At 45.8% G+C, this 23,865-nt stretch carries 21 protein-coding genes; 8 read left to right on the plus strand and 13 right to left on the minus strand.

Going from position 1 to position 23,865, the window contains the following annotated elements; genetic code table 11:
• Window positions 1–3: 3 nt before the first annotated feature.
• Window positions 4–465 (minus strand): low affinity iron permease family protein, encoded by a 462-nt coding sequence (locus ACTJKG_RS26045; RefSeq protein WP_243483844.1) that lies wholly within the window; start codon window positions 463–465, stop codon window positions 4–6.
• Window positions 462–2,678, minus strand: coding sequence for a hypothetical protein (locus ACTJKG_RS26050; protein WP_440740818.1), 2,217 nt, complete (start codon window positions 2,676–2,678; stop codon window positions 462–464). Before ACTJKG_RS26050 ends, ACTJKG_RS26045 begins: the two co-directional genes overlap by 4 nt.
• A gap of 197 nt (window positions 2,679–2,875) precedes the next feature.
• Here ACTJKG_RS26050 and ACTJKG_RS26055 point away from each other — a divergent pair, with 197 nt between their 5' ends.
• From ACTJKG_RS26055 to ACTJKG_RS26075, 5 genes are read left to right on the plus strand one after another with little or no spacing between them, the layout of a single operon-like run.
• Window positions 2,876–3,823 carry a manganese catalase family protein gene (locus ACTJKG_RS26055; RefSeq protein ID WP_440740819.1) on the plus strand — a complete coding sequence of 316 codons (948 nt, stop codon included), beginning with the start codon at window positions 2,876–2,878 and terminating at the stop codon, window positions 3,821–3,823.
• Window positions 3,823–3,984: a hypothetical protein gene (locus tag ACTJKG_RS26060; protein WP_243483848.1), complete on the plus strand. Its 162-nt coding sequence runs from the start codon at window positions 3,823–3,825 to the stop codon at window positions 3,982–3,984. Before ACTJKG_RS26055 ends, ACTJKG_RS26060 begins: the two co-directional genes overlap by 1 nt.
• 16 nt (window positions 3,985–4,000) lie before the next feature.
• Complete coding sequence (locus ACTJKG_RS26065; RefSeq protein WP_183566016.1) at window positions 4,001–4,174, plus strand: hypothetical protein; 174 nt, start codon at window positions 4,001–4,003, stop codon at window positions 4,172–4,174.
• A gap of 8 nt (window positions 4,175–4,182) precedes the next feature.
• On the plus strand, window positions 4,183–4,605 hold the full coding sequence (locus tag ACTJKG_RS26070) for a DUF1810 domain-containing protein (protein ID WP_440740820.1): 423 nt from the start codon (window positions 4,183–4,185) through the stop codon (window positions 4,603–4,605).
• Between the two features lie 40 nt (window positions 4,606–4,645).
• Entirely contained in the window at window positions 4,646–5,227 is a 582-nt protein-coding gene (locus tag ACTJKG_RS26075; RefSeq protein ID WP_440740821.1) for a DUF4142 domain-containing protein, read from the plus strand.
• A gap of 100 nt (window positions 5,228–5,327) precedes the next feature.
• On the opposite strand, the gene ACTJKG_RS26080 is transcribed toward ACTJKG_RS26075, so the two are convergent.
• The 3 genes from ACTJKG_RS26080 to ACTJKG_RS26090 all read right to left on the minus strand — a co-directional run bounded on the left by ACTJKG_RS26080 (window position 5,328) and on the right by ACTJKG_RS26090 (window position 8,395).
• Window positions 5,328–6,221: a glycoside hydrolase family 130 protein gene (locus tag ACTJKG_RS26080; RefSeq protein ID WP_440740822.1), complete on the minus strand. Its 894-nt coding sequence runs from the start codon at window positions 6,219–6,221 to the stop codon at window positions 5,328–5,330.
• 172 nt (window positions 6,222–6,393) lie between these two features.
• Window positions 6,394–6,858: a hypothetical protein gene (locus tag ACTJKG_RS26085; protein WP_440740823.1), complete on the minus strand. Its 465-nt coding sequence runs from the start codon at window positions 6,856–6,858 to the stop codon at window positions 6,394–6,396.
• Window positions 6,848–8,395, minus strand: a complete 1,548-nt coding sequence (locus tag ACTJKG_RS26090) for an FAD-dependent oxidoreductase (RefSeq protein ID WP_440740824.1) — start codon at window positions 8,393–8,395, stop codon at window positions 6,848–6,850. The genes ACTJKG_RS26085 and ACTJKG_RS26090 overlap by 11 nt, the downstream gene beginning before the upstream one ends.
• A 270-nt stretch (window positions 8,396–8,665) precedes the next feature.
• Here ACTJKG_RS26090 and ACTJKG_RS26095 point away from each other — a divergent pair, with 270 nt between their 5' ends.
• Genes ACTJKG_RS26095 through ACTJKG_RS26105 form a run of 3 tightly spaced genes read left to right on the plus strand, consistent with a single transcriptional unit; the run spans window position 8,666 to window position 11,473 of the window.
• Entirely contained in the window at window positions 8,666–9,520 is an 855-nt protein-coding gene (locus tag ACTJKG_RS26095; protein WP_172338304.1) for a COG1470 family protein, read from the plus strand.
• Window positions 9,521–9,543: 23 nt separating this feature from the next.
• Window positions 9,544–10,524 carry an ABC transporter ATP-binding protein gene (locus tag ACTJKG_RS26100; protein ID WP_172338303.1) on the plus strand — a complete coding sequence of 327 codons (981 nt, stop codon included), beginning with the start codon at window positions 9,544–9,546 and terminating at the stop codon, window positions 10,522–10,524.
• Complete coding sequence (locus tag ACTJKG_RS26105; RefSeq protein ID WP_440740825.1) at window positions 10,475–11,473, plus strand: ABC transporter permease; 999 nt, start codon at window positions 10,475–10,477, stop codon at window positions 11,471–11,473. The genes ACTJKG_RS26100 and ACTJKG_RS26105 overlap by 50 nt, the downstream gene beginning before the upstream one ends.
• Before the next feature lie 124 nt (window positions 11,474–11,597).
• Here ACTJKG_RS26105 and ACTJKG_RS26110 read toward each other — a convergent pair whose 3' ends face one another.
• The 8 genes from ACTJKG_RS26110 to ACTJKG_RS26145 all read right to left on the minus strand — a co-directional run bounded on the left by ACTJKG_RS26110 (window position 11,598) and on the right by ACTJKG_RS26145 (window position 23,738).
• A complete protein-coding gene (locus ACTJKG_RS26110; protein WP_440740826.1) occupies window positions 11,598–11,906 on the minus strand; it encodes a DUF1275 family protein in 309 nt (102 codons plus the stop codon).
• A 322-nt stretch (window positions 11,907–12,228) separates the two neighbouring features.
• Window positions 12,229–13,518: a TolC family protein gene (locus tag ACTJKG_RS26115; RefSeq protein ID WP_440740827.1), complete on the minus strand. Its 1,290-nt coding sequence runs from the start codon at window positions 13,516–13,518 to the stop codon at window positions 12,229–12,231.
• Between the two features lie 12 nt (window positions 13,519–13,530).
• Entirely contained in the window at window positions 13,531–16,632 is a 3,102-nt protein-coding gene (locus ACTJKG_RS26120) for an efflux RND transporter permease subunit (RefSeq protein ID WP_440740828.1), read from the minus strand.
• 18 nt (window positions 16,633–16,650) lie between these two features.
• Window positions 16,651–17,772 carry an efflux RND transporter periplasmic adaptor subunit gene (locus ACTJKG_RS26125; RefSeq protein ID WP_440740829.1) on the minus strand — a complete coding sequence of 374 codons (1,122 nt, stop codon included), beginning with the start codon at window positions 17,770–17,772 and terminating at the stop codon, window positions 16,651–16,653.
• Between the two features lie 94 nt (window positions 17,773–17,866).
• Window positions 17,867–20,578: a magnesium-translocating P-type ATPase gene (gene mgtA / locus ACTJKG_RS26130; RefSeq protein ID WP_172338298.1), complete on the minus strand. Its 2,712-nt coding sequence runs from the start codon at window positions 20,576–20,578 to the stop codon at window positions 17,867–17,869.
• A 20-nt stretch (window positions 20,579–20,598) separates the two neighbouring features.
• Window positions 20,599–21,306, minus strand: coding sequence for an MgtC/SapB family protein (locus ACTJKG_RS26135; RefSeq protein WP_440740830.1), 708 nt, complete (start codon window positions 21,304–21,306; stop codon window positions 20,599–20,601).
• 387 nt (window positions 21,307–21,693) lie between these two features.
• Window positions 21,694–23,061, minus strand: a complete 1,368-nt coding sequence (locus tag ACTJKG_RS26140) for an ATP-binding protein (RefSeq protein WP_440740831.1) — start codon at window positions 23,059–23,061, stop codon at window positions 21,694–21,696.
• Window positions 23,058–23,738, minus strand: a complete 681-nt coding sequence (locus ACTJKG_RS26145; protein ID WP_440740832.1) for a response regulator transcription factor — start codon at window positions 23,736–23,738, stop codon at window positions 23,058–23,060. Before ACTJKG_RS26145 ends, ACTJKG_RS26140 begins: the two co-directional genes overlap by 4 nt.
• Window positions 23,739–23,865: the final 127 nt, after the last annotated feature.

Consider the following 23,865-nt stretch of genomic DNA (forward strand, 5'->3'; position numbering starts at 1 on the left):
GGCTCAGGTCTTTTTAATCGGCTTCCGTGTCTGTGATTTTCTTTTCTGGTTTTCTGCAGCAGCATCTATTGAATGCGTGCGGGTCAGATCATTTTCCTTTTCTGCCAGATCGGACAACCGGATATAAAATTTATAAAGATGGTCCAGTTCTTCCTCGGTCAGGTCCTCGATATTCACCATGCGGTTACTGGTGCCCTCATGCGAAGCTAATAATTCATTTAACTTCAGGTGGATGGCTTTGGAGTCCTTATTCTGCGACTTCTGAATTAAAAACACCATCAGAAAGGTAATGATCGTCGTGCCGGTATTGATCACCAGTTGCCAGGTTTCCGAGTAATGAAATAACGGTCCCGTAACTGCCCAGATGAGCACGGTGGATGTAGCGATGATAAATGCCGCGGAACTTCCGGTGGCCGCTGTGGCCCAGTTGCTGAAACGTTCGAACAAATTCGTCTTTTTTTTCATAAGGCTTTCCATTTGATATGAATTTCACTGTCACCGGGGATGGTAAACTCCAGGTGGCCTTCTTTTGTTTTTTTGCCTTTAGCAGGCTCTTTACCGTCGTTCAACATCACCGTAAATTCCGGCATTTTACCTTTATCCGTTTTAACCAGCATCAGGCGGCAATTAAGCCGCGCATCTCCCGCCAGTCTGAATCTGGCCGGAAGGTGCTTTTTTGGCGAAAAGCCATAAGTGGGATAATCGGTGTAGATCATAAAGGGCTCATCTTCCACCTGCATATAATGGCGCGGCAGGATACCGAAAGCATTTCCCGCGCCGTAAACCTCCTGCCCAACTTCGCCGGACTGTTCCCAGCCATCATGCATGTCTTCCAGGGCGATCCATAGGCTTGCGTCTACCTCGCCGGTCTTTACCTCATCGGATAACATTTCTTTGGGCAGCATTGTCGGGTAATAATACACGGCACGGTCTACCAGATACCGGATATATTCAGCCATCAGTAATCGGAGCGACGGCAGGATCTCGACACCCTCCGCCTGCCTCAGGTAATCATGAAAGGCACAGAAGACTTCCTGCTCCTCGTAAACCGCCGTATAGGGCGCATCGTTCAACGGGAACAGGGCAAAAAAAGATGGAAAATTCCGACCGTAGCCATAATTGCAGTCCCAGAGTTTTACGTTCCTGAACACATTAGCCAGGCATAAATAACTGAGCTCTTTATATACTTCTTTTTGGGTGATCTTATACAGCCGTAATAAGGCACCTGCCGAGAAGGAGGTATTATTCGCCTGGTAGAATAAGTCAAAACCTAAACCTTGCAGTTTTAAAGCGCCTCTTTCAGCTTCGGCCAGATAACGTTTGTTGCCTGTCAGTTCCCAGGCCTGCAGCATCACATGTGCATACAAACCCGGCACATCCTTTTCACCGCCTTTTCCAGGTTGTGTTTCCGCTTTGATCACCTCGAGCGTATCCATTTTATAAAACACCGGCCACCTGTAATTGAAATGACGGGCCACCTTTATTGCGAATTCCAGCGAATCCAGGAACAGCTTTTCGGCAACTTTATCCCCTTTGAGCGCTAAGCGTGACAAGTTCAGCAGCGGGTGATGCAGATACCAGGAATCCATAACCATTGGCTTTTTGTGTTCTTCTTCGCCTTCCATCTTATCGGCCACTTTAGGGTGCCAGCGCATGATCGTGCCAAATTCCTCATTATAAAAAGCGGGCAGGCCTTCCTTGATCTTTTTCATCACTTCCAGCTGGCCATCGCTCCATTCTACATAATCCAGCAAAGGCAGGAGTACTGCCAGTTGTACCATGATCTCGGGTGGTGTTGCATAATCACAGACATAAGCATTCAGGTAATGATTTCCGTTCACCTGTGACCAGCAACCCGGGCTTTCGGTCAGGTCAGTTAAACCTTTTTGTAAAGTTTCAGGCCAGTTTTTATAAGTAGTGGCGGGTTTTGGCAATTCCAGATAAACTGCCGCTAATAAATCAAGATACTGGCGTACCATGGCTCCCTCATCTGCAGGTACTTCTTCAGAAAAGACGATAAACGCGTCACTCAGGGCATACGTTTTCCCGGCTTCCAATGGTTTATTTTTCAAAGTAGGTGGCAGGGCAAATCCAATTTCCGGCCATTCACCACCCACCGTATCACCGGCCGAGGTCTCGGTCTGCTGGTTATAGTCCGCCAGTGCGGTCAGATTCTGTAGGTAAAGCACAGAACCCGCCTTCGGCCGGGTCAGGCTAAAATAGAGCTGTCCGGAACGTGTGCCTACCTGGCTGACTTTGATCTCACCTTCAGCTATCTTATCGCTGCTAACTGCGCCGAGCGGCACGATATCCCTCGGCCAGAAAGGGAACAAGATCGGTGCTGCCGCTCTCAGTGTTGTCGTAAAACGCAGCACGGGGATTTCTCCAACCGGTAACCGGACAACAGCCTCGTATTCCCCCATCAGGGAGGCGATCCGAAAAGTAATGTTTTGATCCTTCTCCATGACTTTCCTGAGTTCCAGCTGATCGTTGGGTGAATAAGCAAGCCGGAAAGCGATCCGGCTGCCTTTCGGCCAGGCTACAACCATCCAGCAGGAGTCATCAATCAGATAAACTTTAAAGGCATAACCTACTGCCTGCTGTTCATAAACAGCGGTCAGGCCGGGACTGTTCAATTTTGAATTAACAGCCAATAGCCAGGCTGAGGTTGCATTCATGGTAAAAAAAATAATCTTTCAACAATTGGCATAATTACGCTGCAAACGCTTGCGGAAAGCGCTTAAAAGGTAGTACAACAACTATTTTCAGTTAAATATTGTTTTTATATTTCTTTATAAATTATTTAATTAATTAAAAACATAATATCAACTCCTGTAGTTTTATCATTATACATTTACCTAAAACAAATAATATTATGTTTCACCATGTAAAAGACCTTCAATTCAATGCCAGGGTATCTCGTCCCGATCCGCGTTTTGCGAACCTGTTATTGGAGCAATTCGGCGGCGAAAACGGTGAGCTGGCCGCTGCCATGCAATATTTCACCCAGGCCTTCGGCGCGAAAGTTCCACACCCGGATAAATACGATATGCTGATGGACATCGCCACCGAAGAATTCAGTCACCTGGAGATCGTGGGCGCTACCATCCAGATGCTGCTGAAGGGTGTGAACGGCGAACTCAAAAACGCTGCCGATAGTTCCGAAATCATGCAGGTATTAAACGGCAAGGCCGCTAAAGAGGATATTATCCACGCAGCGGTATTTGCTAATCCGCAGTTTGGCATCATCACCGGAGGCGGCGTCACCCCGCGTAACAGCCAGGGCATTCCCTGGTGTGCTTCCTACATCCACTCCAATGGCGACCTGACCGTAGACCTGCGCAGCAACCTGGCTTCTGAATCACGGGCCAAGCTCGTTTACGAGCATTTGATGAAATTTACAGAGGATCCGTACATCCACGAAACCTTATCCTTCCTGATGACCCGGGAGGTTACACACTATAAAATGTTTGAGGCAGCTTTGAACAGCATTCAGCCTAATTTTCCGCCGGGAGTATTGGCTGCCGATCCCCGCTACCTGCAAAACGTTTACAACCTATCCGCCGGTACCGTTCGCGGGCCGTGGAATGAGGGTGAGATCAAAGGCATGGGCAAAGAATTTAATTACGTTGAAGACCCCATTGCACAGGTACAAGAAACAGAAGGCCAAACGAAATTGCCGGATGATTTCGGCGCGGAGGTAAAAGAAAGCGAAAAACTCAATAAAGACATGAGCAAGATCAAAAGTGCTGAAGTAAAAAATGCAGAACCAAAAGGTGTCGCTCAATGGAGTGCCTATGGCGCTGAAAAGGTACAAGTATAATGGATGAGCACCTATTTTTGAAAGGACAGCGTGTGATCACTCCTTCAGGTGAAGGCGAGGTTGTTGACGCTATTGGCGATAAGATCGTCGTCAGGCTGGATACCGGATCAACAGAAACTTATCCCTCGGACGACATACAGGATAATAGCAGCGCAGGGTGAACATAAAAACATAACCATGAAAAAAATCATTGTGCCGGTGGCCATCCTCATGATGGCCGCCTTATTTACAAGCTGTACCGCCATCGCAGGTATTTTCAAAGCCGGCGCGGTGGTGGGCATTATAGCAGTCGTGATCGTGATCGCCATTATCATATGGATCATCTCGCTGTTCAGGGGGAAAAGCAACTAAGTAAAAAAATGAAAGAGCACTTACAACGTTTTAAAACTGCGCAGGACCGTGATTATGATACCGCGCTGGCGGAAATCAAAGACGGCCGCAAGCAAGGCCACTGGATGTGGTATATCTTCCCGCAGATCGCAGGTTTGGGCATGACCGAAATGTCACGTTTTTACGCCATAAAAGATATAAAGGAAGCGGGAGACCTGCTGATGGACCCGGAACTCGGGCTGCGGCTGACGACTATCTGTAAAGCGCTGCTGGAATTGGAAACAAATGACCCGCATGCTGTTTTCGGTAGCCCCGACGACCTCAAGCTTAAGTCGTCAATGACCCTATTTGATGCTGTGCCCGCGACCTTCCCGGTTTTTAGCCGTGTACTGGACAAGTTCTATCATGGCGAACGCGATAAAAGGACGCTGGAAATACTTGGTATAAAATAGCTTGACGATAAAAGAGATACAAATTAACAAAACACCCACCATGAAAAAGCTCATGTACATCAGCCTGATCGCAGGTGTCACCTGTATGGTACAGGCCTGCAGCGGCAACAAGGACAGCAAAGCCAGCGCAGACAGCGCGAATACAGCAAAAGCTGACACGGCCAAAAAGGATTCATCCGCATCAGCAGTCGACAAGGACGATGCGAAATTTGCCGTGGCGGCAGCTAATGGCGGTATGGCAGAAGTCGAGCTCGGCACGCTCGCCCAGCAAAAAGCTGCCAACCAAAAAGTTAAAGATTTCGGTGGCATGATGGTCAGTGACCATAGCAAAGCCAACGAGGAAATGAAGGCCCTTGCAAAATCCAAAGGGATCACCTTGCCAACAACGATAGATAGTGACGAACAAAAGGTGAAAGATAATCTCTCTTCAAAATCAGGCGCGGACTTTGATAAAGCCTATGTTGATAATATGATCGAAGATCACAAAAACGACATCAAAGAATTTGAGGATGCCACTAAAAACCTGAAGGACCCGGGTTTGAAAGCATTTGCGGTGAAGACATTACCAACCTTAAAGATGCACCTCGACGCGATCCAAAAGATCCATGACAGCATGAAATAAGCATAAGCTTATGAAGCGGCCGCCTTTGCCAGGGCGGACTTTTTTATTTTCCTGCGATAGTTCGATGGTTTGCAGCGTTGCTGAAGAAACTTTCGATATGCTAATAAGAAACCAATTGTTCCAGTATTGCACTGATGGAAAAATGCGCGCCGCACACGAACTCATCTGCCGCGCCATAGTACATCGTCAAGCGGTCACCATCAATCAGGTGCCCGTTGGTAAAAACTACATGCCCAAAAAAGCCGCTTAATTCATATGGTTCCGTAGGCACCATAATGGGTTCAACGGTACGTGAAATGATCTTCGAAGGATTATCCAAATCCATCAGGAAAGCGCCCAGGCAATACTGGTGCTCCGTATTTGCACTGTGATAAATCGCCAGCCAACCCCGCCCGGTACGGATCGGTGCCGCCCCGGCACCGACGCGTGCACTGTCCCAAAGGCCGGGCCTGGTCTTGATCAGGCATTGATGGTTCCCCCATTGTCTGCCGTCGGAAGATTCGGCCAGCCAGATATAATTGCCGCCGATCTCTTTGCTGCTCGGCCGGTGCAGGCAATAATACTTACCGTTGATGGTTTCTTCAAAGATGGCGCAGTCTTTATTATGCGGCGGCAGGATCATGCCAGCATTTTCAAAGTGTTGCCAATCTCTGGTGGTTTGCAAACCTACGCCAACACCACTATCAGAGACTGCGGTATAGGTCAGATAATAAGTGTCACCTATCTGGCTCACCCGGCAATCTTCGATGCCGAATCGTTCCAGGTAGCCCTGTCCAAATATGGGAGCATAGTCTCCCGGCTCGGTGAAATGCACACCATCATCACTGGATAATAAGCGTAAATGTGAGATTGTGGTCAGGTAATCCAGGCCTTTATAGCTGATTACACGGGCATCGATAGCGATCAGGTCGGGATCGTTTAATGGTACTTCGATGATCTCGGTATTCCCAGTCGCGTTCAGGGCGGGGAAAAATAGTACGCCTTCCTTTTGCACAGCACCTTCCGCTACCCTGACCAGAAGCCATATTTTCCCCCCGTAACGGAATACGCCCGGATTCAGCAGGCTAATGATTTGTAAACCACCGGCGCTGGGCGCAAGGTCTTTAGGTAATAACAAAGGATTTTCCGGGAAACGTTGGGCCAGATCCGTCCTGCTTTTTTCCGCCTCATCGATGATCTGTAACATAATTTGCTCTTTTTAAGATTTGATAACCGATCCCGGCGAAGACTGCAAAGACCAGGTGAGCCGGAACGAGTTGCAGGTAATATTTATTAAAACTTAACGAAGGCGGCAGCGGGTGCATTTTAAATGTGGCTTTCCAGACCGCGACCGCCAGCAAGCCACTTAAGCCACCCAGCCAAAGGTTCGTTTTCAGATCAGGTTTTAATTTTCCGCGCCGCCAAAGCTCCACATAGACTAGTGCAAAAAGCAGGCCTACCCCATAATGACCGAGCCAGCCTAAAGCCTGACTCTGCTGCTTGTCCAGTTTCGGAATGAGACGGCCAGCCAGTTGTCCGAGGCGCTCCGGTTCGCTGAAGTTTTCGCCATCGGCCAGCGAAATGAGGTAGCTGAACAGGGTCATGAAAGTTGTACCGGTAATTCCGCCGGCTAATATTTCCTTAGTTTTCATCGCTGCTGATCTTGGGTAGGTTTTTGGTTGCCGGTCCTGTCAATACATTTCCGTCAATATCATAACGTGCACCGTGGCAGGGGCAGTCCCAGCTTTTTTCTTCACCGTTCCAGTTCACGATACACGCGGCATGGGTACAAACCGGACTGAGCGCGTGGACGGCTCCTTTTTCATCCCGGTATGCCGCTATCTTCTCACCGTCTACTTCCAGCACCTTGCCGGTACCTCGCTGAAGCCGTTTTAATGAATCCGTTTCGTGAATATGAAACCTGTCTGCTATAAAGTGGTAAGCTACATCCACATTTTCTTTAACAAATTCGCTGAAGCTATCCACTGGTTTGATCCGTGAAGGACTGAACAAGTCCTGATATCTATTGGGCCGTCTCCTGACCAGGTCGCTGAGTATTTTGCCGGCGATACTGCCCAGCATCATCCCGTTGCCGTTATAACCGGTTGCGCAGTAAATACCGTCCGCCGCCAGCGGCATCTGTCCGATATAAGGAAGGCCGTCCACAGGTACATAATATTGTGATGACCAGCGGTATTTAACCGACGACACGTTATAATATTTCCGGATATATTTTTCCAGATCGGCAAAGGCTTTTTCCGGGTCAGCATGACCCGTTTTATGATCATTACCACCGGCGATCAAGAGTTTTTCCCCGTTAAGTACCTGTGTCCGGAAATAATGATAAGGTTCCTGCATATCGTAAACCAGGGCATCCGGATAAGTATCCGTTTTTAATTTCAGGCCCAGTACATAACTGCGGTAAGGGGCGCACTCAAAATTGAACAGGTTGATATTGGGCGGCGTATGCGTAGCGTAAATTACCGTTTTAGCCCTGATAACACCTGTTGGCGAATGCGCGGTATGTACGCCATTGTCAGTTTCGATACCGGTTACCAACGTGTTTTCCAAAACTATACCACCTGCTTCCCGGTAAGCTTTTTGTAAACCCCGCAAATATTTTAACGGGTGAAACTGTGCCTGCCTATCGAAAACCAGGGCCTTTAAATATTCTACCGGTGTCGGCACTTCTTCCGTATAGTTTACAGGCACACCTACTTTTAAGGCACCATTGTAGATCTCGTCGAGTTGTTTGGCCTCGTCCCCGGTTTCTGCATACAGGTAGCCAGGATTGATTTCGTAATCGCAATCAATCTGGTAAACATCAATATTGGATTTAATGGTCGTGAAACCTTCGTTGATCGCATCCGCGAAAAGTTGCGCTCCTTCTTCGCCGAAAGCGCTCGCTACTTCCGCATAAGTAGTATCCGCGAAGGTATTGATGTGGGCGCTGGTCCCACCGGTAGTTCCAAATCCCGGTTTATGCGCTTCGGCGATCACTACTTTTTTTCCTGCTTTCTGAAGAAACAGTGCCGTTGTGATACCGGTAATGCCGCCACCTACGATCAGCGCATCATAAATGGCGGTGGTATCAAATAAAGCTTTCGAAATTATAGTCGCTGCGCCATACTGCCAGGGAGCCTGCAGTGCTCCGTCGCGGGCTAATACGGTATTCGGTGTCTTTCCCATAATTCTATTACAAAAATTAGCATCACTCTGTTTGGCAATAGTTTACCTATTTATCAAACAAATCCGCTCATATACCCGATCTTTTATAACCCGGCGACAATGGGTGTCAGGGCTTAATCGTTTAGGCTAATATCTAATTGTTAAAAAATGTTAAAACTATTTGAAATTTTTTGGCTGATTTTTTTCTTTGAACCATCAATTTTTAAAAATTAAACCATTATCGAAAAAGCATTTTTGAAAGCTATCATTAACCATTTTAGTTGTTAGATCATGTTACCCCAAATCACTATTACCCATTTAAGCGTAGCGCGCAGATTTACATTTCTTTTATTATTTCTGGTATCCGCCTTCGAATCACAGGCACAACAACCAGTCACCTGGCCGGCTGGCAAGTCGGGCTTTACCGCCAAACTGATGAACATCGAGGCCGCAACCAATGAAACCTTCCGTTACAGCACGACGCTCCATAACGGCTCGGCCAGCGCCAAGATCTACGAACTTAAAACCGATATTCCCTTTGGCTGGGCAATCGCTTATAAAGTGGACGGTAGCCAGGTAACTTCCATTAATATGGATGCCGGCAAAACCCAGGATATCGCCATCGAGATTAATGCCACGGCTACCGCCTCCCCAAAAAAATACAAGGTTCCGATCAGGGCCGTATCCGGTTCCGATACCCTATCGCTGAACCTGGAAGCCGTAGTTAAAGGCTCCTACAGCTTGACATTAAGCACACCTACCGGAAGATTAAGCGACGAAGTAACCTCGGGCAGCCAAAAAGAGTTGCAGCTAACCGTCAAAAACACCGGCTCCCTGCCGTTGAATGATCTGCAGGTTACCGCACAATTGCCTACCGGCTGGGAATCTACTTTTGAACCCGCGAGTATCAAACAACTGGAAGCCGGGAAAACCATCGATGTTAAAGCGACCGTAAAAGTGCCGGACAAAACCATTGCCGGGGACTATGCTGCTAATTTTTCGGCAACTAATAGCAATACCAACTCACAGATCGCTTTCCGACTGGCGGTCAAAACGTCCTTGCTTTCCGGCTGGATCGGCGTTTTGGTCATTCTATTGGCCATTGGCATCGTTTATTATCTCATTCGTAAATATGGCAGAAGATAAAATAGCCAATCCATTTTTTACCAATGAAAGATCCTATTATACAATTAAAGGGCTTAACCAAACAGTATGGCGCTGTTAAAGCGGTAGATGGTTTAAACCTTGATATAAACAAGGGCGAGATCTTCGGATTGCTGGGGCCTAATGGCGCAGGCAAAACTACCACCATATTGATGATGCTCGGGCTTACCGACCCGACGAGCGGTACCGCTTTTGTTTGCGGGCATAACGCTACCAGCAACCCTATTTCGGTTAAGAAAAAAGTGGGTTATATGCCTGATAGCGTCGGTTTTTATGATAACATGACCGCGCTGGAAAACCTGGTGTATATCGGCAGACTGAACGGCGTACCGGAAAATGAACTAAAAAAGCGTTCGGCCGAAGTGCTGGAGATTGTGGGACTTGCTGCAGACCAACATAAAAAGACTTCGGCTTTTTCCCGAGGCATGAAACAGCGACTTGGTCTGGCCGATGTGCTGATCAAGAACCCCGAGGTCATTATCCTGGATGAGCCAACGCTTGGTATAGACCCAACCGGCGTAAGAGACTTTTTGGCGCTCATCAAACAGTTGAGCCGGCAGCAGGGACTTACCGTTTTACTCTCATCGCACCATTTACACCACGTCCAACAGGTGTGCGACCGGGTTGGGATTTTTGTGAAGGGCCAATTGCTGGCACAGGGAGATATCGGCGCGCTGTCCGGTCAACTATTCGGCGCCGATAGCCATGTCACTTCAATCAGGGTAGCACAACCCGTTTCACAACCCTGGCAGCAGGAGCCGGAACTCCAGGCATGGGAAGCCATTACCCAGATTCGCATCCACGAAAATGAACTGGAATTTACCAGCAGCCGCGATGTAACTGCCGCTCTTGTTCGCTTTCTGGTTGGAAAAGGCTACGATGTAATCGGTGTCAATCAAAAAAATTATGGACTCGACGATATTTACCAGAAATATTTTGAATCAAATAGTACTAAAAATACAAGCTATGAAAAGTCAATCTCTTGATCCGGGGCCTTTTGGAGTTATGATTCATAAGGAAATAGCGGATCATATACGCAGCTGGCGCTTCAGCATATTGATTGCGCTTATTGTTCTTACTTTTATCGCCGCAATGTACGTATCACTGGCGAATATTAAATCAGCGATAGGAAATACAAAAGATCCGGATCATCTTTTTTTATATCTGAAATTGTTAACCACAACCGATAATTCCATCCCGCCATTTCATGTGTTCCTGAGTTTTCTGGCACCGTTACTGGGTATCAGTTTAGGTTTTGACGCTGTTAATTCCGAGCAGAACAGCGGTACTTTGACCCGCCTGATGGCGCAGCCCATTTACCGGGATAATTTGCTGCTGGCGAAATTTGTGAGCGCCCTGGTTATCGTTAGCGGTTTGTTTGTTGCATTAGCTTTGCTGATGATAGGAGGAGGGTTAGTACTGACTGGCGTGCGCATGGAGCCGCAGGAGCTGCTTCGCATACTGGGGTTTATTGTGATCACTATTGTTTATGTGGCTTTTTGGTTAAGTTTATCCATCGTGCTTTCCATCCTGTTTAAGCAAGCGGCAACTTCTGCACTTACGGCCATCGGGATCTGGTTATTCTTTACAATATTTTACCAGATTGTCATTAATCTTATTGTCAAGTCCTTCTTACCTGATCCAGCTTATCTTAGCCAGGCAGAAATCATCGGTTATAATGATCTTATTTTGAATCTGCAACGCATCGCCCCTAATCAGCTTTACTCAGATGCCGTTACGACTTTGCTGATGCCATCGGTTCGCAGCCTTGGTCCTGTAACCATGGAGCAAATGGCGGGCGCCATACCAGCGCCATTGCCGTTTAAGGAAAGTGTCATGATCGTATGGCCGCAAGTAAGCGGTTTAATGGCATCAACAGCAGGGTGTTTTGCATTTGCTTATTATTTTTTCATGCGGCGTGAGATACGTAGCTGATGAGAGATCAAATGGTGTAAGAAGTATGGGTAGATAAACTCCGTTTGATTTAACCCAGACAAGTCTGTTTGGAATGAGTACTTTGAATCCAGTGTTGGGTTTCGCCGAACAGTTCTGTCTGTTTTTATTGAAACTTAGCAGGAACGGAACAGGTAAGCGCCACCGAACGGGCCGCACATACAGAAAAAAATGATCGCCAGCCGCAGCCTGATGCGCGATTTAAGCAAAGGCCGGCCAGTGTTTGATTTTGCAATACCTGCGCGAACTCGATACAGAGGTCAATAAAGGTGCCTGTCAAGTGGGTGGTACGGACTAAAGAACCGAAAACAATGGAAACCAAGGCGTTTTGAATGCCCATCGCAAAAAGCAGGCTGCCTGCAAACATTTTCTTAGCCAACAGACTGCCATGATAACGGTAACCAGGCAAGGCCATCAGTAGCAAAATAATTATAAATAAACCGACAATGCTTTTTCAAAATTAATTCCTTAAGTTTGGCTTATTAGATAATGTTCTTTCCAAAAATCGCTAAAATAGAATCAGCGTTATAGGGTAACATTTAGGGTAACAAAGGCGACAATAGATTTTATAATTACTTCACAATAAGGAATATAGTAGCGCATGGGTAAGCCAAAACTGGTCCCGTCCATTCCGCTTCATCAATTGCAAAAGCCTTCAAATGATATCATTTGAAGGCTTTTTGTTTTTAGGCTAAATACTTTTCTAAGAAGCATAAGAAGAACGATTCATAATAATCTTATTGAAGATCCCATATTCCCGCCGAACGTTCTAGCGTGATCAATGCAGCTGCGTAATTGTATAAAGATTGATAGTAGCTCTCTTGTAAGTCGTTGTAGGTTCGCTGGGCATTCAAAACTTCCAGCAAGGAAGTCTCACCCCGTTTGTAGCTGTATATTTTACCATTCAGCACTTTCTCGGCATCTGCTATTAAACCGTTTTTGTATTGTTGAACTTGTTTTTGAGCTGATTTGTAATTGAAATACGATTGAGTCACATCTGCCTGGATCTGCTGTAAAACCTGGTGGTATTGAACGGCTGCCTGTTGAATGGTAAAATGAGCCGCTTTCAGATCTCCTTTGTAATGATTGGAGAACTTTAATGGTACACTGAGTCCTGCATTAACGGAGTGATAGGTAGGAGTAGGAGCAATTTCATTGGTAGATGCGCCGCTAAATTGCATGCCAGTGTTGATCCCTAAATCAATTATCCGGTTTGCTTTTACGAGCGACAGGTTTTTTTCGGCAACAGTTTTACTGTTTTGAGCAGCTACAGCATCGGCCCTGTTGTTTTGGGCGTTATTAATTAATTGTGCCAGTACGAATGTTCGTTCCAGGTTATCAGAATTTTTAACAGGAACAAATACCGTGTCCATATTTTTATTCCCGGTAAATATACTCAGTTGTAACAGGGACGATTTCCAGTCGGATTCATTTTGTATAACGGAATTCAAAAAACTGCTGGCTTCTAATTTTGATTGCCTGGCATCCATTTGAGCAATAGCACCAAGCTTAAAACGGATAGAATCGGCATCAGCAAGATGCTTCATAGCTTGATAAGAGTTTTCCTGTACCACAAGCAAATCCTTTTGCTGAATAGCGTTATAATAGGCCATAGCGGCATCAGCTCTCAGGTTCCGGAGGTAATCGGTCAGTAAAGCTTTGCTCAACTCAGTCTGACTTTTGGCCAGGTTAATCCTGGCGCTACGCTTTCCGCCTAATTCAAGCGTAGTTCCCAAACTAAAATTTACACCCTGGCCTAAATGTAGTTTTGATTCCTGGTTGTTATAGGCGCCCACAGATAGCTGAGGATCTGGAAAAATTTTGGCACTTTCTATACCCGCTTCGGCAATACTTACATTATATTGTTGTGCAAGCAATCCCAGGTTTTGTTTGCCCACCAGATTGAGATATGGAATAAGTGAAATGTTCTTTGAGTACGTTAAAATAGTATCTATTTGCGCGTAAACATTAACGGCAATACCAAGGGTAAATGCGAACGTTAAAATGTATTTGATGATGTATTTCATAAATATTTATGATTAAGCGTCTTGGGTTGAAGGTTGAAAATCACGGCTACCCCATTTGCTTTCCATTAGATAATACAAAGCCGGCAAAACAAACAGGGTAATGGCTGTAGCTACAAACAGACCGTAAACAATTACTGTTGCCAATGGTCGTTGCACATCGGAGCCAATGCCTGTGGCTAAAGAGGCTGGCAACAATCCTAAGGCAGCGACGGTGGCCGTCATCAGTACAGGGCGGAAACGGTGCCTGGTGCCCTGTATTACGGCCTGGAGTATATTAGCCCCTTTTTTGCGCAGATCATTAATATGCGAAATCAAAATAACACCGTTTTGTATAGCAACACCAAATAAGGCGATAAAACCTACTGCCGAAGATACATTCAGCGTCATGCCGCGGACGTTGAGGGCCAACATGCCGCCGAATAAAGCCAGTGGGACGATGCTTAGAATAAGTCCCGCCTGCCTGAATTTACCGAAAGCCCCATAAAGCAGCAGGAACATGATGGCCAAGGCCAGAGGCACAATAACTGCCAGTTTTGCGTAGGCCCTGTTTTGGTTTTCAAACTGACCTCCCCATGCTATCTGGTATTTTTCTTTGTCGTATTTAACCTGCTGGTTTATTTTTGCCTGTGCTTCTGCTAAAAAGGTTGATAAATCTATTCCCCTTAAATTAAGGCGAACAGTAAGCTGGCGGCGATTCATTTCCCTGGAAATGGAGCTTTCTCCAATATCCGTTTTTATTTCGGCCACCTGCGATAAAGGTATTTTGGCCCCTGATTGAGAAGTGAGCATCAGGTTGGCGATTTTTTCGGGAGTATTTCGGCTCTCTTCTTTGTAGCGGCAAATCACATCGTAAACCTTATCTGATATAAAAACCTGGGCTATGGCTTTACCACCGATAGCCACCTCAATTAACTCTGCTACATCACTCATGTTGAGCCCGTATCTTGCCACAGCATCGCGATTTACTTGGATCTGCAATTGCGGAAGTGGTGGTTCTTGGTCAATAGCGATATCAACCGCGCCTTTTACTGTTTGTAAAGTAGATACCGCAGCTTCGGCAATACGCCGGGTTTCTTTGAAATCATTGCCAAAAACTTTCAGCACCAGTTCGCTGTGGGCTCCGGCAATTTTATCCATTACCCCATCGATCATTGGCTGCGTAAAAGCGACAGAGTATCCGGGCATAGCTGCGTATTCTTTCGATAACTCATTAATCAAATCATACTTGGTTTTGCCGCCTTCCCACTCGTTGTATGGTTTTAGGCCCACCGAGACCTCAAAGTGCGATGGGGTAAAGTAATCGGTGCCATCATCATTGCGGCCGGCCTGAACCGTTACATAGGTAATTTCGGGATGTTTAAGCGTAGCAGCCCGTAAAGCATCGCTCATTTGCTGCGACTTTTGAAGCGTTATGCCTGGGGGCAAAGAAACTTGCAGCCAGATGGAACCTTCATCCAAAGGAGGTAAAAAATCCTTACCCACGGTTATCGACAAAATAATCGCACCTGCGAAAGCCAGTGCCAAAGGAATGAAAACCCGCTTGGGTTTATTCATGATCTTAGTGATCCGGTTTTCATATTTGGCCGACAGGTACTCCAGCCATTTGTTATGGTAAAGCTTCCTTGGTTTACGATACACTGCATAGGCTAAACCCGGAATAAGCAATAAGGCTACGGCTAATGCACCCAAAAGCGCGTAGCCTACCGTGAAGGCCATCGGGGTAAAAAGTTTCTTCTCTACACGTTCAAAAGAGAATAGGGGCAGATATGCGGTAATGATGATGATGGTAGAAAACAGGATAGGTTTTGCTACTTCCAGCGCTCTCGCGCTTATACTTGCTTCTTCCAGTACTTCATCGGGATTTTTCTCTCTTTTTTTAAGGATGGTTTCCATCATTACGATAGCGCCATCTACAATGATCCCAAAATCAATGGCACCCAGGGAAAGCAGGTTAGCCGGGATATTGGTAAATTTCATCAAAATAAAGGCAACCAATAGAGCCAATGGAATGGTAATAGCCACAATGAGCGCGCCACGCCAGTTACCCAAAAATACAATGAGCACAATGATCACCAGGGCCATCCCTTCCAGTAGCGTATGAGAAACTGTATAGAGGGTCTTATTGATGAGGTTGGTGCGGTCGAGATATGGTCTGATCGTAACACCTTCGGGAAGTATATTCTTATTGAGGTTATCAACAGCCTGGTGTATGCCCTCCAACACAACAGAGGGATTCTGGCCTTTCAGCATCACCACGATCCCTTCAATGCCATCGTTATGATCAACCTTTCTATCGGTATAGCCCAGCACGCCTTTGCGTTCCAGGTTGCCAAATTTAAGCTCACCTACATCTTTGATCAGAACAGGTACGCCGTTAACCGATTTAACAACAACATCTCCAAGTCCCTGAAGATCTTTTACCAATCCTATTCCACGTACCACATATCCCTGTTCGCCACGGTTTAAAACACTGCCACCGGCGTTGGTATTGTTGTTGTTGATGGCGGTTTGCACATCGGTAAGCGAAAGATGATATTGAGCCAGTTTGTCCGGATCAATCTCTACCTGGAATTGTGTAGTAATGCCACCGAAATTGGCTACATCGGCCACGCCGGTAACTTGCTTGATGCGGGGAATGATCACCCATTGCTGCAGATCAGTCAAAGCCCTTAGATCATGGTTGGTGCTTTCAATGATATACCGGTATACTTCACCAGTTGGTGAGGTTAAGGGGTCAAGACCAGGAGCGGCGCTAAACGGCAGCTGAACGCCGGCCAGGCGCTCCTGGATCCTTTGCCGGGCCCAATAATCGTCAACCCCATCATCAAATACCAGTGTGATGAGGGAAAGACCAAAGATGCTGCGGCTACGCATTACGTGCATGCCCGGCAAACCATTTAATGCGCGTTCAATAGGTATGGTGATCTGTTGCTCCACCTCTTCGGCTGCCAGGCCTGGAACCTGTGTTACTACCTGTGAAGTTACATCAGCAATATCGGGATAGGCTTCAATAGACAACTGTTTCCAGGAGTAGTAACCAAAGAAAGCCAGCAATACAAATAAGGCCACAAAAAGCCAACGCTTTTTTATCGCGGTAAATATTAGTTTTTTCATGTTATGTGAGTTATAGGTTTACCGGGCTTCCAGCAAGTAAAAGCCGCCTTCTGAAATGATCTCTTCGCCGCTTTTTAAGCCGGAGGTGATGACTACGCGGTCATTGTCGTTTCCGCCGGTTACTACTTTTCGTTTGATATATTTTCCGTCGGACGAAGTCACAAAAACGAAATTGGTTCCGCTCATTTGTAACAGAGCAGTTTGAGGAATAAGGACGGCAGATGTAGGGGCGTCAATGAAATCAACAGTGGCATACATGCCGGGTTTAAGTGTATGGTCATTATTGTTGCACTCTATAAGCACCTGTACACTTCGGGTATCATCATCAACCATATCATTTACGTGATATACTTTTCCTTTGAGGTGTTTCCCGGGCAGGGCAGATACCTGAATGTCGCACTTATCATGCTCATGTACATAGCGTATGTCTTTTTCTTTCACTTGCCCGGCTATCCATACTTTTGACAGATCGGCTATGGTGGCCACACTGGCGGCATCATCTTTTATAAATTGTCCCAGTACCACCTTGTTATCCACCACTTCGCCGGTAATGGGAGCATGTACCACCAATGGCTGACCCAGGGATAGTTTTTCAGGATCGGCTTTGAATATCTTAATACCGATAACCGCATTTTCATACTCTTTTTTTTCAACCACATAAGCGGTTTGGGCTTCTTCCAGATCTTTTTGCGTGCCTACGCCGTTTGCCATCAGATCCTGTTGCCGTTTTAAGGTTTTCTGGGTCTGCAGCATCTGTGATTTTTCCTGGAAAAAGATCTTTTGCGCGGTTATAAAATCCGGTGAGCTGATCTCAAACAGTGGTGTTGATGGTGTGGTTTTCATGCCTAAGTGCAAATACGTTTTGGTAACCCTCCCCTGAAAAGGGGGCGCTATTTCGGCGTATTGCGTTGGGATAGCTTTGATAACACCTGTTGTGATGACCTGTAAACTGTAAGGTTCGTTTTTTAAGGTAGTTGTTTTAAGCTTGTCTTTTAAATGGGAATGAGGGGCGACAGTAATGGTATCGCCCTTTACTGTAAGTAAATTAACGTTTTGTTCTGTGCTATGTTCATGGCACGAGGCGGCCATGAGCCCTGTGCATATGGCGCACAGGACTACATAAAAATTGTTTTTCATCATGTTGAATTATAGGGGTTTAAATATGTTATGAGTGTTGTGTTGCTGAATGGCCCTCCCCGGATCTTTGCGCCTTGTTCCTGAAATACTTATTGCATCAAAGCCATTGATTGAATTTTTTAATGTACCAGGTTTTAACCAATTGAGTGAGTATACAGTAGGCTGTCAGTATGCCAATTAACCAGGGGAAATAAATCAGCGGCAGCGGCTGCATCTTTAAACTTTCGGCAAATGACGAAAACGGGATCAGGATACCTATCAGCATAATCATTGAAGTTAACGCGATGATAGGAGCAGTAGCCCAGCTTTGTATGAAGGGTATCTTGCGTGTCCGGATCATGTGTACGATGAGCGTTTGAGATAATAAACCTTCGATAAACCACCCGCTTTGAAACAACTGCTGATGAGCCTGGCTATTGGCCTTGAATACAAAGAACATAACCGCGAAAGTGGCATAATCAAAAATGGAACTGATAGGGCCGATGTACAGCATAAACCGGGTGATGCCCGATGCATCCCATTTTTTGGGTTTCTCGATAAATTCCTCATCCATAGTATCCCAGGGAATAGATATCTGCGATACATCATACAGCAAATTCTGAACAAGGATCTGAACCGGAAGCATGGGCAGGAAAGATAGCAGCGCGCTTGCACCCAACATGCTGAACATGTTGCCAAAATTGCTGCTGGCGGTCATTTTAATATATTTGATGATGTTGCCGAAAGTCCTGCGGCCATAGATCACACCTTTGCGCAGAACCATCAGATCCTTTTCGAGCAGAATAATGTCGGCGCTTTCTTTGGCGATATCCACAGCCGTATCTACAGATATACCTACATCGGCATCCCTTAAAGCAGCCGCGTCATTGATGCCATCGCCCATGAAGCCAACAGTATGCCCTTTGGACTGTAATATTTTAACCACCCGTGCTTTTTGCAGCGGACTAAGTTTGGCGAGGATAGAAACATCATCTACCTGGTGTTTCAGCTCGTCATCGCTCATTTGTTCTACGTCGCTTCCAAGCAGGATCCGGCTGTAAGGGATACCTACATCGCGGCAGATCTTTTTGGTAACGATCTCATTATCCCCGGTAAGCACTTTCACATTAACGCCAAGCTTTTGTAAGGCCTCGATGGAGGTTTTTGCCGATGGCTTTGCGGGATCAAGAAATCCGATAAAACCGGTAAGGATCATATCTTTTTCATCATCTACAGAATAGGTGAGGGCGCGGTCGTCAAATTCTTTAATAGCCACCAATAAAACCCGCAGACCCTCGGCATTTAACTTTTTAGAAGTATTGAGGATCATGTTTCTCCGGTTTTCATCCATTGGCATAACCTTGTCTGATTCGATATGCAGCTGTTTATCCTCACCGGGGTCAAATGCGTAATTACACAAATCCAGCATCTCCTCTACAGCGCCTTTGCATATGAGTAAATGTTTACCGTTTCGTTGTTTTAAGATAACAGACATCCGGCGGCGCTGAAAATCGAAAGGGATCTCGTCAACTTTTAAATAGTATTCTTCTACTTTTAGGTATTCATGAATTTCTATATGCTCCAGGACAGCCACATCCAATAAGTTTTTGAGGCCGGTTTGGTGAAAACTATTGAGATAGGCCCACTTTAATACTTCCTCATCCTCGTCTCCAAAAATGTTCAGATGTTTTTCCAGCACAATTTTATCCATGGTTAATGTGCCTGTTTTGTCGGTGCACAGAATATCCATGGCGCCTATGTTTTGAATGGCGCTAAGCCGTTTAATGATCACCTTTCTTTTGCTCATGTTAACGGCGCCTTTAGCCAGGTTGGCGGTTACAATCATGGGCAGCATTTCGGGAGTTAACCCTACAGCAACCGCAATGGCAAATAGGAGAGCTTCCCACCAGTTACCTTTAACAAAGCCGTTGATTAGGAATATCAGGGGAACCATCACCATCATGAAGCGGATGAGCAAATAGCTTACCTTGTTTACACCCTTATCAAAACTGGTTTCGGCCCGTTTGCCAACAATGTCTTTACTAAGCGAACCAAAATAGGTTTGATTGCCGGTGTTTACGCAAATGGCCATAGCCGAACCGCTCACCACATTGGTGCCCATAAAGCATATATTATCCAGATCCAGCAAGGGTTTACTTTCGGCATCTCGAATAGGCAAGCTCCTTTTTTCAACCGGCAAAGATTCGCCGGTTAACATGGCCTGGCTTACAAAAAGGTCCTTGGATTGCATGATGCGGCAATCCGCCGGGATCATATCTCCGGCCGAAAGAAATACAATATCACCCGGTACCAGTTTTTTAATATCGAATTCTTTTTTACCAACTGATTTCCGTAAAACGGTTGCTGTGGTAGTAACCATGCTTTTCAGCTGTTCAGCAGCCCGGTTGCTCCGATATTCCTGAACAAAGCGTAATATGGCGCTGGTCATCACCATAATACCAACCATGAACACGGTTTTATAATCAGCTTCTCCGGGTTTGGCCAGCCAGACATCCAGTATAAATGATATGGCCGCTATAATTAATAAGATACCAATGAAGGGATTAATAAAAGCCTCAACCAGTTGCCTGAACCAGGATGGCGCTTTTTCATGATGCACTTCATTCAACCCAAATCTGTCCAAACGATCCTTAGCCTGGGCTAAGGACAATCCTTCCGCACTGCTATCCAGCATGGCCAGAAAAAAATCCTGATCGTGGCTTGAGGCATTTTTGAGTTTGGTTGCTGCAGCGTCTTCATTACCGCTCAACAGGATTTTTTTACTGTCGGCGGCTACTTTTCTTAGGGAGGCTTTATTGATAGTGAGCATTACTTAATATTTTATATGTTTTACAGATCGTTTTCATGGCCGGCTTTATTCCAGCTTACTTCATAAACCTGGTGCTCTATGGTAAGGCGGCCTGCTATTTTTTCCATGGCGGTATCTTCATTTCCATTAGCCAGGATCTCGGCGGTGATAACGGCTATGCTGTTGTCATTATCGTCGGTACTTTTAAGCGAACGAAGCAATATCTTTTCATCATGATTGGTAAACTGCAACAACAATACCCGGAGATGATTTTCAACCTCCTGCCTGCATTTAATGATGATGAGATAGTGCACCGGAACGGAGGTGTCTTTATTCAGAGGCAGACGACTAAGCCGTGTATCAAGCGGGCGCATCACCACATGGGTAAGAATGATAAATGCCGACCCGATGCAAGCTTCCGCAATAAACCCGGTACCGCATGATGCGCCTACTGCTGCCGAGCACCACAGTGTAGCAGCAGTGTTTAAACCCCTGATGTTAACGCCATCTTTCATGATGACGCCTGCACCCAGGAAGCCGATGCCGCTTACCACGTAAGAGGATATACGGCCCGTGGCATCACCCCCTATGCGTACTCCAAGGGCTACAAACATACATGCCCCCAAAGCAACCAGCATATTGGTACGGAGGCCTGCCATCCGTTGCCGCCACTGGCGCTCAGTACCGATCACGGCCCCGAGCATAAAGGCCACAGTTAGCCTTAAAGTGAAATCATAAATTGTGAGCATGGCGAATCTTCCTCCTTTTTTTTTGTTGACGGTAATCGAAGAGTTCGCCTGCGGGGCTGCTGAAAAAGATCTGGGTAGAAAATACTTCTTGTTCTGCACCGTTATTGGTAGCAGGCATATGGTTTGAACTTCCACCATCTCCCAGATAGTGGCGGTTCAATTTGCTGAAAGTCAGAAATTTGAACATAACGCTGTTGTTGTGCCGGCCTCATCAGCATAACAGGGTTATGTAATAGGCGGGCGGTTAACTGTTAATTTTTAAATACGATTCGGGGCCTGAGTCCATCTGTTGTTTTTTTATTGTGCTGCAAAAGTAAGGCGACTTTTTGAAAAAGGCCGTTAGAGGAGAAACAGAAATTTATTAGAAATTTATTAGAAAAATAAAGGTTAAACGTGGTGGAGCGTAATGGTAAAAGTGCTGCCTTTATTTTCTGTTGAGGCTACGCTAATGCTGCCTCCGTGCATAGAGATTATTTTATCGGTTAAGGATAAGCCTATGCCATTTCCCCAGGTAAAATCCTTATTGGTGCCGCGATAAAATTCCGAGAAAATATGCGGGATGTCCTGTGCTTTGATGCCTATGCCGTTGTCTTTAAAGACCAGGATTACCTTGTCCTGCAGATAAGTGATGGTTACGGTGCATAGATGATCGGGCGAGAATTTGCAGGCGTTTTCCATAAGGTTGATAAATGCCACTTTTAACAAGTATTCATTACCCATCACAGAAATATTATCATCATCTTCTATTTCCTGCTCAAACAATACATCTACATTAAAACCATCCATTGTTTTGATAACGGTTTCGCGGGCATCCATTAATAATTCATCCACCCGCAGTTCTTTCATCCTGATCTCCTTTTGGTCAAAACTGGCTTTGGCCAGGTCGAGCAGGCCGTTGGATAGTTTTACCAATCTTTTGGCATCATGAAGCGATAAGCCAATCACCTCTTTATATTCTGCTATGGAACGGTCTTTTATAAGTGCAAGCTGTAGTTCCCCAACCACTGTGGCAAGCGGCGTGCGGAGTTCATGGGATATGTTATTAACAAAACTTTTTTGCGCGTTAAAGGAGTTCTCCAAGCGATCAAGCATTTGGTTAAATGTGATGGCCAGCTCACCAATTTCGTCTTTTTCACTTTTAACAGGTACGCGCATATCCAGGCGGGTTGCCGTAATTTCCTTTACATTATCAATAATCTCGGCAACGGGTTTCAGGGCCCTGCCGGCAAAGTAATAGCCGGCAATAACGGTAAAACAGATAATGATGATGAACGACAGGATCAGCGTGTTTTTTAATTCTCCCAGGCGTTGCAGACCATACTCATCATTAGCAGCCGCTGTAATGACATAGTTTTTGCCATGATGCGTGTATAAAAGCCCCACCACCTGCAAACGGCCTTGGTCAAAGGTGATCTCTTTTTGCTGTACGATCTGGTCGATCATTTGCCGGGTTTCTTTTACCTTATCAATTTGTACGGCATCATGATATAATAAATCGAACGAGGTATCGTAAATAGCCACTTCTTCTTCAAAGAGGGCATTGGAAGAACTTTTATAAATCAGTTGTAATACCGATGGAGCAACTTTAGCATCAAAAAGCAGGTTGGCTTTGGTGATGGCCTCCCTTTTTAGTTGGTTGTAATATTCGTCTTTGCGGGTTTGCGCCGAGGATAAGTATATAAATATGGAAAACGCGAGCAGGAGTACTCCGAACAATCCTAAAAACAACAATAAAAGTTGGGTCCTGATCTTCATCCTTCTTTGAAAATAAAGCCCATGCCCGGCTTGGTGTGTATGAGTTTGGTAGCGAAGTTCTTGTCGATCTTTTTCCGGAGGTAGTTGATGTAGACATCAATAAAATTGGTGCCCGAATCAAAGGTGTCCCAAACTTTTTCGGCTATCTCGGTTCTGGATAAAACGCGCCGGGCATTCTTCATCATATACTCCAATAAGCGAAATTCTTTAGGTGTGAGGTCAATCACCTCATTATTCCTGGTCACGATCTTGGTTTGCAGGTTCATTTCCAGATCGGCAAAGCGCAAAATAAAGCCCTGGTTAAAAGTATTATTGTGCTGAACCCGGTTGGTTAACGCACGGATGCGTGCATGAAGCTCACGAAAGTCAAAAGGTTTTACCAGGTAGTCGTTTGCTCCGGCATCAAAGCCCTCTACTTTATCATCTGTAGTACCTAATGCGGTGAGCATGATAATTGGGATATCAGGTCGGGAGCTTCGTATTTCCTTACATAGGTCTATCCCGTTGATCTTGGGAAGAATGATATCCATCAGAATAAGATCAAATTCTTTTGACAGGGATAGTTTTTTCCCCATCTCCCCATCGTATGCCAGCGTTATCTGGAAGCCGTGTTCTTCGAGCCCTTTTTTGATCAGCTCGGCTACTCTTTGTTCATCTTCAATAACGAGTATGTGCATAGGATATCATTTACCTGCAAATCTCTGTATAATATTTGGAAAACCGCTGTGGCTTTGATCGTATGATTGGAAAACCAGTCGTATATCAACTCACCCCGACATCGCTGCGCCCGTTACCCCTCCTCCG

The sequence above is a fragment of the Mucilaginibacter sp. 22184 genome (assembly GCF_052045695.1).
GTDB lineage: Bacteria > Bacteroidota > Bacteroidia > Sphingobacteriales > Sphingobacteriaceae > Mucilaginibacter.